The sequence below is a fragment of the Amycolatopsis sp. NPDC003731 genome (genome assembly GCF_053586895.1).
The window spans coordinates 1-11,106 of sequence record NZ_JBSFNC010000222.1 but is presented as its reverse complement, the minus strand read 5'-3'; the positions used below and the strand labels follow the sequence as shown (position 1 = coordinate 11,106).

11 protein-coding genes and 1 pseudogene are annotated in these 11,106 nt (G+C 71.1%); 6 read left to right on the top strand and 6 right to left on the bottom strand.

Annotated features, from left to right (window positions below; all coding sequences use genetic code 11):
- Nucleotides 1-166 precede the first annotated feature (166 nt).
- Nucleotides 167-322 carry a hypothetical protein gene (locus ACWDN5_RS44175; RefSeq protein ID WP_191316673.1) on the bottom strand — a complete coding sequence of 52 codons (156 nt, stop codon included), beginning with the start codon at nucleotides 320-322 and terminating at the stop codon, nucleotides 167-169.
- A gap of 156 nt (nucleotides 323-478) precedes the next feature.
- Here ACWDN5_RS44175 and ACWDN5_RS44170 point away from each other — a divergent pair, with 156 nt between their 5' ends.
- The 4 genes from ACWDN5_RS44170 to ACWDN5_RS44155 are packed head-to-tail and all read left to right on the top strand — an operon-like array spanning nucleotide 479 to nucleotide 3,194.
- Nucleotides 479-1,018: a YbaB/EbfC family nucleoid-associated protein gene (locus ACWDN5_RS44170; RefSeq protein WP_449680466.1), complete on the top strand. Its 540-nt coding sequence runs from the start codon at nucleotides 479-481 to the stop codon at nucleotides 1,016-1,018.
- Nucleotides 1,018-1,350, top strand: coding sequence for a hypothetical protein (locus tag ACWDN5_RS44165; RefSeq protein ID WP_310967707.1), 333 nt, complete (start codon nucleotides 1,018-1,020; stop codon nucleotides 1,348-1,350). The genes ACWDN5_RS44170 and ACWDN5_RS44165 overlap by 1 nt, the downstream gene beginning before the upstream one ends.
- A 9-nt stretch (nucleotides 1,351-1,359) precedes the next feature.
- The gene (locus tag ACWDN5_RS44160; RefSeq protein WP_449680465.1) at nucleotides 1,360-2,586 is read left to right on the top strand and encodes a hypothetical protein; all 1,227 of its coding nucleotides are present in this window, start codon (nucleotides 1,360-1,362) and stop codon (nucleotides 2,584-2,586) included.
- 2 nt (nucleotides 2,587-2,588) lie between these two features.
- The gene (locus ACWDN5_RS44155) at nucleotides 2,589-3,194 is read left to right on the top strand and encodes a hypothetical protein (protein ID WP_449680464.1); all 606 of its coding nucleotides are present in this window, start codon (nucleotides 2,589-2,591) and stop codon (nucleotides 3,192-3,194) included.
- Here the strand turns inward: ACWDN5_RS44155 and ACWDN5_RS44150 are convergent.
- The 3 genes from ACWDN5_RS44150 to ACWDN5_RS44140 all read right to left on the bottom strand — a co-directional run bounded on the left by ACWDN5_RS44150 (nucleotide 3,175) and on the right by ACWDN5_RS44140 (nucleotide 5,343).
- Nucleotides 3,175-3,399 (bottom strand): hypothetical protein, encoded by a 225-nt coding sequence (locus ACWDN5_RS44150; protein WP_449680463.1) that lies wholly within the window; start codon nucleotides 3,397-3,399, stop codon nucleotides 3,175-3,177. The two genes, ACWDN5_RS44155 and ACWDN5_RS44150, sit on opposite strands and share 20 nt — an antisense overlap.
- 56 nt (nucleotides 3,400-3,455) lie before the next feature.
- Nucleotides 3,456-4,097, bottom strand: coding sequence for a zinc ribbon domain-containing protein (locus tag ACWDN5_RS44145; RefSeq protein ID WP_310967712.1), 642 nt, complete (start codon nucleotides 4,095-4,097; stop codon nucleotides 3,456-3,458).
- Nucleotides 4,098-4,158: 61 nt separating this feature from the next.
- Nucleotides 4,159-5,343, bottom strand: coding sequence for an MFS transporter (locus ACWDN5_RS44140; RefSeq protein ID WP_449680462.1), 1,185 nt, complete (start codon nucleotides 5,341-5,343; stop codon nucleotides 4,159-4,161).
- A 95-nt stretch (nucleotides 5,344-5,438) separates the two neighbouring features.
- On the opposite strand from ACWDN5_RS44140, the gene ACWDN5_RS44135 reads away from it, so the two are divergent.
- Both ACWDN5_RS44135 and ACWDN5_RS44130 read left to right on the top strand, forming a co-directional pair.
- Nucleotides 5,439-5,939 (top strand): Lrp/AsnC family transcriptional regulator, encoded by a 501-nt coding sequence (locus ACWDN5_RS44135; protein ID WP_449680461.1) that lies wholly within the window; start codon nucleotides 5,439-5,441, stop codon nucleotides 5,937-5,939.
- A 47-nt stretch (nucleotides 5,940-5,986) separates the two neighbouring features.
- Nucleotides 5,987-6,772, top strand: coding sequence for a M15 family metallopeptidase (locus ACWDN5_RS44130; protein WP_449680460.1), 786 nt, complete (start codon nucleotides 5,987-5,989; stop codon nucleotides 6,770-6,772).
- Between the two features lie 51 nt (nucleotides 6,773-6,823).
- Here ACWDN5_RS44130 and ACWDN5_RS44125 read toward each other — a convergent pair whose 3' ends face one another.
- Both ACWDN5_RS44125 and ACWDN5_RS44120 read right to left on the bottom strand, forming a co-directional pair.
- Nucleotides 6,824-8,548 (bottom strand): SdrD B-like domain-containing protein, encoded by a 1,725-nt coding sequence (locus ACWDN5_RS44125; protein ID WP_449680459.1) that lies wholly within the window; start codon nucleotides 8,546-8,548, stop codon nucleotides 6,824-6,826.
- A 163-nt stretch (nucleotides 8,549-8,711) separates the two neighbouring features.
- Nucleotides 8,712-11,106, bottom strand: a pseudogene (locus ACWDN5_RS44120) (DNA-directed RNA polymerase subunit beta'); the annotation flags it as partial.

The following is an 11,106-nucleotide window of genomic DNA, read 5'->3' as shown; positions in this document are numbered from 1 at the left end:
CGACCGCGGCCGGCTTGCGCAGCCGCCGCTCGTACTTCGCGAACGCCGTCACGTGGTCGCCGCCCGCCGCCGCATCAAAGCGATTTTCACGGCCTCAGGCGACGGGATGACCACCCAGCTCCTCGATTGTGAGCTGGGCGCCGGGCCGGCACCGCCGTCCCCTACCTCAGTCCTCGTCCGGCTTGGCGTGGTCCGGCTTGCCCGGGTTGGGGTCTCGGGACAGGTCGATCAGCGGGTGCACGCCCGCCCCCTCGGGGGCCGCGTGGCTGCCCGTCGACTTGGGTTCCTCGGCCGGGCCCGGAGCCCCTTCGGTGCTGGTCATCACACACTCCTCGCGCGTTGTCCCCTGCTTCCCTCTCGGGCCGAAACCTACCCATTACCCGGTCGGGTGATGCAGTGGGATCGGATCGGCCGTTCCGTGCGTCACAGTGCGGCCGGCGGGTCACGATGGGTGCACCACGAAACGGGAAGGGGCGGCATGTCGGGCGAGTTCGAGCACCTGGTGGCCGAGTTCGAGCGGTTCCAGGCGGGCATCCGCGACGCCGACGACCGGTTCGCCAGGCTCGGCGCCATGCGGCAGCAGCTGACCGAGCTGCGGGCGAGCGCCGCGTCGGCGGACGGGGGTGTCACCGTCGTCACCGGGCCCGGCGGGGCCGTCCTCGACGTGCGGTTCACCGAGGCCGCGCTGGCCAAGGGGCCGCAGGCCCTCTCCGCCGCGCTGCTGGCCACGCTGCGGGAGGCCGTCGGCGAGGCGGCGCGGCGGCAGGCCGTCATCGTCGAGGAGAACATGGGCGACGACCTGGGCCTGGTCGATCAGGTCCTGGAGACGCAGGCCGTCGCGTTCGGAACCACCGTCGAAGCACTGCGGTCGAAGCTCACCGAAGAAACAGCGGAGCCGGCGCCGGACTTCTCCGAGCAGCGGGTGCTCCGCCCGGCCGATCCGCCGCCGCCCCCGCCCACCGCCGGCCCGAGTGCCGGCGACCGCTTCCTGCGGAACCTGTTCGACGAGGAGGACTGATGCCCGACGGCTACCGGGTCCGGGTGGACGCCCTGCACAAGTACGTCGCCGACCTGGACGAGTACCGCGGCCAAGGCGCGAAGATCACCGAGAAGGTCGCGCAGGCCGACGTCGGCGACAAGTCGTGGGGCGTGGTCGGCCTCTTCACCAAGAGCGGCTACGACGACACCCTCCGCGAGCTGCAGTCGCTGCTCGCGTCCATCGCGGACGGCCTGGCGTCGGCGCAGGCCAAGCTGACCGACGCGGCGAACGTCTACCAGGGCGTCGAGGACGACCACAAGATCTTCTTCGGCCAGGTCGAGACCCTGCTCGACGGCCCGGGAAAGCACTGAGGGGACCACATGGCCGAGGTCGAAGACGTCGCGAGCGGCATCACCGTCAAGCCCGACGACCCGAAGACCGTGCTCGGGGTCAACGTCGACAACGCGATCAAGGCGACGCCGTTCGCCGGCGGCGCGGTCACCGTCGGCAAGGACGCCGTCTCGGTGACGAAGGCGGTCTTCGCGCCGCAGCCCGACGGCGCGGACATCACCCTCGCGCTCGGCACCATCGCCACCGACACCGCGAGCTTCATCCAGTCGAGCGCGAGCGCCCTCACCGACATCGCCACCGACCCGCTCGGCTGGCTGGTCGGGCAGGGATTGAATTTCCTGGTCAACGCCGTCCAGCCGATTCAGGACGCGATCCACTTCGTCAGCGGCGACGGCCCGGCGCTGGGCGTCGCGGCGGAGAACTTCGGGGCCATCGCCACCGGGCTGGACAAGCTGGCCAAGAACTTCGCCGAGGTCGCCGACGAGTCCCTCAAGGACTGGGAGGGCAACGCGAGCAACGCGGCGAAGACGGCGCTCGGCGAGTTCGCGCACGGCATCGAGGGCGTCGCCGGGAAGTCCGGCGACCTGGCGCGGATGCTGCAGCTCAACAGCATGCTGATGAGCTTCGTCGAGGACCTGATCAAGGCCATCCTCACCGAGTTCGTGACCTGGCTGATCCTGCTGTGGGTGCCCGCCCTGGCCGCCGCGGTGCCGACCTGCGGGGCTTCGCTGTCCGCCGCGGCCCCGGTGACCGAGGTCAAGGCCGCCCAGACGACCGCGAAGACCACGCAGAAGGTGAACAAGCTGCGCGAGCTCCTGCAGAAGGTGCTCGACTGGCTCCGGAAGCTGCAGCAGAAGTTCGCCTCGACGACGCTGGGCAAGTCGCTCACGAAGATCGCCGAGGAGAACGAGGGCAAGGACCTCCTCCAGAAGGCCGTCGGCGACAAGGGCCTGATCGGCAAGCGCTGGGCGAAGGCCTTCGAAAACCCGGTGCTCGACGCCGCCGGCAAGGTCGACTACAAGAAGACGATGCTCAAGGCCGGCGCCACCGAAGCGCTGAAGAAGGGCGGCGAGGCGGCGGTCAAGGGCGTGCTCGGCTACAACCCGGCCAACCCCGGCGACAACCCGGCCAAGACGGTCAACGACCACCTCGGGAAGCTCAACAGCCACGTGAAGAACGCGAAGAAGACGAGCGACTACGACGGGACCGGCCGCGACCAGTCCGTCGAGGAAACCCGCGAGGACCTGGACTTCTGACGATGCAGACGCTCTTCACGATCGGCGTGCTAGTGGTCGTGGCCGCGGTGGCCGCCGCGATCTGGTGGCGGTCGCAGCGGAAGGCCGCCGCGGGCCGCGAGAACCACTGGTTCAAGGCGTTCGCGGCCGAGCAGGGTGGCACGTTCGGTGGCGGGGCGCCGTCGTTCGGCGTGTTTCACCCGACCGGGCGACCACTGACGGCAGCGCCGGACGACCCGTGGGTCGAGTTCCGGCTCGGCGGCCGGCCGGTGCTGGCGATCGACACGCGGGAGTCGTACCGGAACTTCGACGACCACGTGTACTTCCGCGACCTCCACGTGACGCAGGTGCGCGTGCCGCCGGGCCCGGAGCTGCGGATCGTCCCGGGGCGTCCGGTGTCGATGCCGACGCTCCCGCCGGACTCGGGCCTCGACGCCGAGGTGGCGCGGTGGCTGGCGGCGAACCCGCGGTTCGCGCAGCGGGAGGTCGTCGTCGAGAACGGCGCCGCACGCACGTGGGGCCCGGGCTGCGCGACGCGGCAGAACGTGCTGGCCGAAGCCCATTACCTCGCCGAGCTGGCCGATCACCTGCCCGCGGCGCTGGGCAACCTCAGCGGCGACGCGTCGTGAGGTGGGTCAGGCCCGCCGACAGCGCGAACAGCACCCCGAGGCCGACGACGTAGGGCCCGGCCAGCAGGGCGAACCCCGCGCCGATGTTGGCGTCGGGCTGATCCGACGTCGCCCGGAAGCCGATCGCGCCTACCGACAGCAGGATCGCGCCCGCGGTGATCAGCACGACGGCGATCACCGTGAGGCGCTTCGTGACGGGCGTCATGCCTTCATGGTGCCCGGGGCGCCGCGGATCCGCCGGATCAGCGGGCCCCGGACGGGTCAGAGTTTGCTGCCGCAGTCCGAGCAGAACATCGCGCCCGGCTTGGTGCTCTCGTTGCCGCAGCCGCCGCAGGCGACCTTGAGGGCCAGCGACGTGCCGCAGGACGAACAGAACTTGCCGCCGTCGGCCTTCAGGCCGCAGCCCGGGCAGGTGACCTTCGCGCGGGTGTCGATGTCCAGGTTCGACGTCCAGTCCTTCTCGCGGGCCTTCTCCCAGATCTGGTCGCGCTGGGCCGACGCCTGGGCGCGCGAGATCTCCTCGGCGACGCTGGGCGAGCAGCGCAGGCACTGGCCGATCTCCTCGTTCCAGCACTGGTCGTGGCACATCCAGTCGCCGCAGCCGCGGCACTGGCGGAAGCTCGGGGTGATCTCCTCGACCGCCGCCGCCAGGGCCTTGTCCTTGGCCGGCGAGTTCGTCGCGCGGTCGTAGCGCCACTGGTCGGCCGAATTGCTCAGGTCCCGCAGCGTCCCGCCGAAGAAGGAGCCGACCGCGCGCAGCACGCTCCGGCCGGTCTCGATGTTGTCGCGCTGGAAGGCGGAGCGGAAGCCGTTGCCGCAGCGTTCGCAACGGAACTCGAACTGGTACCCCTGCGTGTTCGACAGGTCCGAGAAGTTGTCCGTGAAAGGCACAGAGTCAGCCACGGCCCATCTTGGCGACGCGGCCGCGGCCGCCGGGACGAGAGATTTGCCGACAACGGACCGGCTACCGGCCGTCACGAGGCACGAGCAGCACCAGCGGGAGCAGGGCCAGCACGCCGCCGACCACCGCGACCAGCGCGTACCCGCCACCGGCGAACAGCGCCCCGGACCCCAGCCCGGCCAGCGCGGACGCCGACCAGACGACCGCGTCGACCGTCCCCTGCACCCGGCTGCGCGTCTCCGGCGGGAGGTCCCGGCTGAGCTGCGCGCTGCCGCCGACGAACACCAGGTTCCAGCCGTAGCCCAGGAGGAACAGCGCGATCGGCAGGCCGGAGGTGTGGGCCGTCGGCGCGGCGAGCGCGGTCGCCGCCGCCAGGGCGAGGAGGCCGAGGCCGGCGTTGACGGCGACGTGCGGACCCCAGCGGTCGGCGATCCGGCCCGACAGCGGCGCCAGCGCGAACATGCCGAACAGGTGCGCGCCCAGGACCCAGCCGACGACGTCGAGGCCGTGTCCGTGCGCCTGGAGCTGCAACGGCGTCATCGTCATCACCGCGCCCATCGTGAGCTGCGCGGCGACCATCGCGATCAGCGGACGCGCGAAACCGGCCGGCCGCACCAGGCGGTTTTGCGCGGCGGCCACGATCGGAACCGGGCTCGCGGGCACGTGCCGCGGGAGGAACGCCGGTGCCAGTGCCGCACCCGCCGTGGCCAGGACGGCCACCGCGGCCGGGCCGGACAGCGACGGCCAGCCGAAGCCGGCCGCGGCACCGGCCGCCGGGGCCATCAGCGCCGGCCCGGCGAGCGCGCCGATCGTCCCGCCCCAGACGACGGTCGAGAGCGCGCGGCCCCGGCGGTCCGGCGGGTACAGGTCGGCGGCCAGGTACCGCGAAAGCTGCGCGCCGCCGTTGCCCAGGCCGACCAGCAGGATGCCGAGCAGCAGCGGCACGACCGACGTCGCCAGCGCGCCCGCGAACGCCACCAGCGCGCCGGCCGCGGCGACGCCGTAGCCGACGGCCAGCACGCGGCGGCTGCCGTGGACCGGCACCAGCGTCCCGGCGCCGAGCGCGCCCGCCGCCGTGCCGAGCACGTTCGCCACGCTCGGCAGCCCGCTCCAGACCGCGCCGCTGCCGGCGGCGACGATCAGCGTCGCCGCCGTGCCGAGACCGACCGTGGCCGTGTTGAGCAAGGCGACGCCCGCGAACAGCGCCACCGTGGACCGGGTCCGGCCGGCCACCGTGAAAGTCCCCATGAGCAGCAACGTTAGGGAAATCCCGCCCTGGTTCGAAGGGGCGGCGAACGGAATTTCGGTCGCCCGGGCCGCGCATCGGAAGGAAAATGCGGCCCATGACCTTCCGTTCGGAAAAGCCGCTGGACGACGTCGACTGGCGGCTGCTGGAGCTGCTGCAGGCCGACGGGCGGCTGTCGTTCAAGGAGCTCGGGCGGCGGATCAGCCTGTCGGCCCCGGCGGTGGCCGAGCGGGTGCGACGGCTGGAGGAGGCCGGCGTGATCACCGGCTACCGCGCCCAGGTCGACGCGCGGCGGGCGGGCCAGCCGCTGCAGGCGTTCGTCGAGATGCGCTGCGCGTTGGCCGGCTGCCTGCTGAAGACGTCGAAGTCCGAGGACTACCCGGAGGTCGTGGAGATCCACCGGCTGAGCGGCGACCACTGCACGATGCTGAAGGTCCGGACGGCCTCGCTCGAGCACTTCGAGGGCCTGCTGGAGCGGCTGGGCAAGCACGGCGAGCTGCGGTCCTCGGTGGTGCTGTCGACGCAGTTCGAAGGGCGTCCGGTGCAGCCGCCCTCGGACGACTTCCTGCGCGCGACGACGTCCGAGGGCTGGTCCTGACTCGGTCGGCGGCTGTGCGTCCGGGGCCGAGCTGATAGACGAAAGGCATGCCGATCTTCACTCGCCGGGTGCGCGCCTTCGCCGTCACCCTCGCCGCACTCGGCGGCCTCGCCGTGCCCACGCCCGCGCAGGCCGCCACGCCGGGGGCGTTCGTCGCGCTCTCCGACGTCGCGCCGTCGATCCTGCAGGACATCCGCTACGACACGCGGCACAACTTCGTCGGCCGCCGCATCGACGGGTACCGCCGGCCGATGTGCATCCTGACGCGGCAGGCCGCCGAGGGGCTCCGGAAGGCGCAGGCGCGGCTGGTCCGGCAGGGGTACACGCTCAAGGTGTACGACTGCTACCGGCCGCAGCGGGCCGTCGACCACTTCGTGCGGTGGGCCGAGGACCTCGCCGACGAGACGATGAAGGCGGAGTTCTACCCGAACGTCGCCAAGGACCGGCTGTTCGCCGACGGGTACATCGCCGAGAAGTCCGGCCACAGCCGCGGCAGCACGATGGACCTGACGCTCGTCCGGATCCCGCCGCGGTTCCAGCGGCCGTACGTCCCGGGCGAGCCGCTCAAGGCGTGCTTCGCGCCGCGGGACCAGCGCTTCCCGGACAACACGGTCGACATGGGCACCGGCTACGACTGCTTCGACCCGCTCGCCCACACCGACAACCCGGCGATCACCGGCGTCGCCCGGCAGAACCGCGACCTGCTGCGTTCGACGATGGCCGCCGCGGGCTTCCGCAACCTGCCCGAGGAGTGGTGGCACTTCACGCTGAACGGCGAACCGTTCCCGGACACCTACTTCGACTTCCCGGTGTCCCGGGGAAGCCTGCACTGACGCGAAAGCGCCCCGCGGTCCATTGTGGACCGCGGGGCGCTCCGGTGGCGATCAGGCCGAGCGACGGCGGCGGGCGCCGGCCACCAGGCCACCGCCGAGAGCGAGGGCGAGCAGCGCGAGGGCGCCGAGGCCGATCGCGTCGACGCCGGTGCTGGCGAGGCCGGAGCCGCTCTGGCCACCCCCGGCGCCGCCGGCCGCGCCGGTGGTGGAGGCCGGGGCACCGGCGGTGCAGTCGGCCGGGTTGACCGGGACGACCGGGAGCGGCGCGTCACCTTCCTCGACGTCGATCCCGACGCGGGACTCCGACGAACCCCACACGTCGATGTTGGTGGGGTTGTCGTACTTGACCTTCAGGCCCTTCGGCGGCAAGAGGTACAGCCGGTACTCGGGTCCGGCCACCACGTCGTGGAACTCGAAGTGGCCCTTCGCGTCGGTCGTCTGCTCGCCGGTGACCGGGCAGTGCTGGTCGGACACCAGGACGACCTTGACCCCGGCGACGCCCTGCTCCCCCTGCTTCACATCGCCCACGACCGTGCCCTTGGCCCCCGGCACCGCCGCCCGGTCCTCGGCCTGCGCGTGGTTCTCGGTGTCGACCTCGGGATAGCCGAAGTCACACGCGGCGACGACGTAGCCGCGGTTGAAGGCGGCCTTCGGCACCGTTTCGGACACGTCGAACGTGCGCGTCTGCCCCGGCTCGATCCGCACGCCGTCCCCGGCGAGATCGCCCCACCCCGGGCCGCGGCCGCTCAAGACGTAGCCGCTACCCGCGCGGTTGCATTCGGCGACGATGCCGGTGAGCGGGATCGGACCGGAGTTGGCCAGCGTCACGGTCACGTGTGCGAGGTCGCCGACCTGGTAGCTGTCCTGGGTGAAGGCCATCGTTGCCTTCAGCGCGCCGTTCAACGGCGGCGTCCCGCGGAAGAGCAGGTCGGTGTCCGCTCCGATCCGGACGGTCCGCCACGGGAACAGCCAGCCGTCGATCACGTCGCCGCCGACGTAGTACTCCGCGGCCGGGAGGTCGAGAGCGAACTTGCCGTCGGCGCCGGTCGTCGCGGAGTAGGTGCTCGTACCGTGGACGTACCGCAGCGTGACCTTGATGCCGGCCAGCTGCTCACCGGCGTCGAGGACCCCGTTGCCGTTCTTGTCGCCGTAGACCGTGCCGGTCGCGTGCCCGGCGGCCTTGGTCACCGGAACGCCGAACTGGAACTGCGGCCCGGCGCTGTTCCCGCTCTCGTCGAACAAGATGCCGCGCACGGTTGCGGTGGTCGCGTCGAGGTCGCGGACTTGCGCGGAAACCGCCACCTCGAACGTCTGTCCCGGTTCGAGGGTCACCCCAGGCTTGTTCTCGAGCTGACCCCAGCCGCCGCCGTAGAGGACCTGGACGTCGGTCGGGTCGACCACCATCTGGTACATCGTCAGGCCGGCCGCCGTCGTCGCACCGGTGTTCGTCAGCTTGACGGTGAAGTGGATGTCCTCGTCGGTCCGGTAGGAGGCCTTGTCGAAGGCGATCGAGACCGCGACCTGGGCCCGCTCGGCCTGCGGCTGCGCCGCCGCGGGCTTGCTTTCCGGCTTGGCTTCCGGCTGCGTGGAACTCGGCGGTGCCTCCGAGCTCGCCGGCGCTTCCGATGTGGACGGCGCGGTCGAGGTCGGCACGCCGGACTCCGGTACCGGGTCCTCCGCCGCGGCCGGGCCGGCGAACACGCTGGTCAGCACGGCTGCGGCCGTCACCGCGGCGAGACCGCGCGCGAGGGATCTCGCGCTTCTGGAGATGTTCACGAACAGTCACCCCTGATTACCCGTTGGAAACGCGCAAAGCCCCCGAGCCGCGTGAACCGGCTCACTCTAGCCGGATTCGGGGCGGGTGAATACCTGATCAGGTGACAAAAGGGGAATGGCCCCCGCCGGAAACCCGGCGGGGGCCATTCCTTCGAAAACCTCGTCAGCGGAAGTCGCGGCCGAAGTCGTAGTCGTCCAGCGGAACCGCGGCACCGGTGCCCGTACCGAACACGTCCGGGGTGTAGTAGCCGTCGTCGTAGGACGGGATCGCGTACGCCGCGACCCGGGCCTCCTCGGTCGGCTGCACCTGGATGTTGCGGTACTTGTTGATGCCCGTACCGGCCGGGATCAGCTTACCGATGATCACGTTCTCCTTGAGGCCCACGAGCTTGTCCGAACGGCCGTTGATGGCCGCGTCGGTCAGGACTCGCGTGGTCTCCTGGAACGACGCCGCCGACAGCCACGAGTCCGTGGTGAGCGACGCCTTCGTGATGCCCATCAGCACCGGACGACCCGAAGCCGGCTCGCCGCCCTCGGCGACCGCGGCCCGGTTCGTCGCCTCGAACTTGGTCCGCTCGGGCAGCTCGCCCGGCAGGAAGTCCGTGGCCCCGGAGTCGATGATCGTCACCCGGCGCAGCATCTGCCGGACGATGACCTCGATGTGCTTGTCGTGGATCGACACACCCTGGGCGCGGTACACCTTCTGGACCTCGTCCACCAGGTGGATCTGCGCCTCGCGCGGCCCCATGACCCGCAGGACCTCGTGCGGGTCCGGCGTGCCTTCGAGCAGCTGCTGGCCGACGTGCACGTGGTCACCGTCGCCCAGCGGGCCGTTCGGGGTGTTCGCGAGCCGCTGCCGCTTGGACAGCTTGTCGAAGACGATCTCCTCGCCCCCGTCGTCCGGGATGAGGGTGATCTTCCAGAACCGCTCGCTCTCCTCGATCCGCACGCGGCCGTCGACGTCGGCGATGGGCGCCTTGCCCTTCGGGACGCGGGCCTCGAACAGCTCCTGGACACGCGGCAGACCGGTCGTGATGTCGTCACCGGCGACACCACCCTGGTGGAACGTACGCATCGTCAGCTGCGTACCCGGCTCACCGATCGACTGGGCGGCGACGATACCCACCGCCTCGCCGACGTCGACGAGCTGACCGGTCGCCATCGAGCGGCCGTAGCAGGTCGCGCAGATACCGACGGCCGACTCGCAGGTCAGCACCGAGCGGACCTTGACCTTCGAGATCCCGCTGCCGAGCAGCTTCTCGATGGCCGGGTCGCCCAGGTCGTCGCCGGCGTTCAGCACGACGTTGCCCTTGGCGTCCACCGCGTCCGTCGCGAGGTTCCGCGCGTACACGGAGGTCTCGACGTGCTGGTCGCGCAGGACCTTGCCGTCGCCGATGTCCTCGCCGATCGGCATCATGATGCCGCGGGTGGTGCCGCAGTCGATCTCGCGGACGATGACGTCCTGCGAGACGTCCACCAGACGCCGGGTCAGGTAACCCGAGTCGGCGGTCCGGAGCGCCGTGTCCGCCAGGCCCTTCCGGGCACCGTGCGTCGCGATGAAGTACTCCGCCACCGACAGGCCTTCACGGAAGTTGGCCTTGATCGGACGCGGGATGTACTCACCCTTCGGGTTCGACACCAGGCCACGCATACCGGCCAGCGACCGGACCTGCGTCATGTTACCGGCGGCGCCCGACTTCACGATCATGGCGATCGGGTTGTCGTCCGGCAGCGCCGTCTCCATGATCTTGTGGACCTCTTCGGTGGCCTGCGTCCACACCTTGACGAGCTCGTTGTTGCGCTCGGCGTGCGACAGCTGACCGCGCTGGTAGCGCTTCTCCACCTGGGAGGCCTTGCCCTCGTACTCGTCGAGGATGGCCTTCTTGCCCACCGGGGTGAGCACGTCCGAGATGGCGACGGTGACGCCCGAGCGGGTCGCCCAGTAGAAGCCGGCGTCCTTCAGGCGGTCCAGGGTCTGCGCGACCTGGGTCATCGAGTACCGCTCGGCGAGGTCGTTCACGATCGCGGCCTGCCGCTTCTTCGGCATCGGCTCGTTGATGAACGGGTAGTCCGCCGGCAGCAGCTCGTTGAACAGCACGCGGCCCAGGGTCGTCTCGGCCAGCCACGCCTTGCCCGGCTCCCAGCCCTTCTCCGCGAGCCGCGGCTCGTCGGCCTTGGCCGGCTGCCGGTCGGTGATGCGGATCTTGACCGGGGCGTGCAGGCTCAGGGCCTTGCGGTCGAAGGCCATGATGGCCTCGGCCGGCGACGAGTACGCGTTGCCCGCGCCCTCGGCGTTCTCGTTGAGGCGGGTCAGGTGGAACAGACCCGTCACCATGTCCAGCCGCGGCATGGCGAGCGGGCGGCCCGACGCCGGCGACAGGATGTTGTTCGCCGACAGCATCAGGATCCGGGCCTCGGCCTGCGCCTCGGCCGACAGCGGCAGGTGCACCGCCATCTGGTCACCGTCGAAGTCCGCGTTGAACGCCTCGCAGACCAGCGGGTCGTGTTGCGCGGGTCGGCCCCGAGCGCGTTGCTGCGCGCGATGAGCTGCTCCGGCA

What these genes read in the sequence shown, in the direction of transcription:
- ACWDN5_RS44175 (WP_191316673.1), bottom strand. Translation starts at nt 322, where the DNA reads ATGACCAGCACCGAAGGGGCTCCGGGCCCGGCCGAGGAACCCAAGTCG.
- ACWDN5_RS44170 (WP_449680466.1), top strand. Translation starts at nt 479, where the DNA reads ATGTCGGGCGAGTTCGAGCACCTGGTGGCCGAGTTCGAGCGGTTCCAG.
- ACWDN5_RS44165 (WP_310967707.1), top strand. Translation starts at nt 1,018, where the DNA reads ATGCCCGACGGCTACCGGGTCCGGGTGGACGCCCTGCACAAGTACGTC.
- ACWDN5_RS44160 (WP_449680465.1), top strand. Translation starts at nt 1,360, where the DNA reads ATGGCCGAGGTCGAAGACGTCGCGAGCGGCATCACCGTCAAGCCCGAC.
- ACWDN5_RS44155 (WP_449680464.1), top strand. Translation starts at nt 2,589, where the DNA reads ATGCAGACGCTCTTCACGATCGGCGTGCTAGTGGTCGTGGCCGCGGTG.
- ACWDN5_RS44150 (WP_449680463.1), bottom strand. Translation starts at nt 3,399, where the DNA reads ATGACGCCCGTCACGAAGCGCCTCACGGTGATCGCCGTCGTGCTGATC.
- ACWDN5_RS44140 (WP_449680462.1), bottom strand. Translation starts at nt 5,343, where the DNA reads ATGGGGACTTTCACGGTGGCCGGCCGGACCCGGTCCACGGTGGCGCTG.
- ACWDN5_RS44135 (WP_449680461.1), top strand. Translation starts at nt 5,439, where the DNA reads ATGACCTTCCGTTCGGAAAAGCCGCTGGACGACGTCGACTGGCGGCTG.
- ACWDN5_RS44130 (WP_449680460.1), top strand. Translation starts at nt 5,987, where the DNA reads ATGCCGATCTTCACTCGCCGGGTGCGCGCCTTCGCCGTCACCCTCGCC.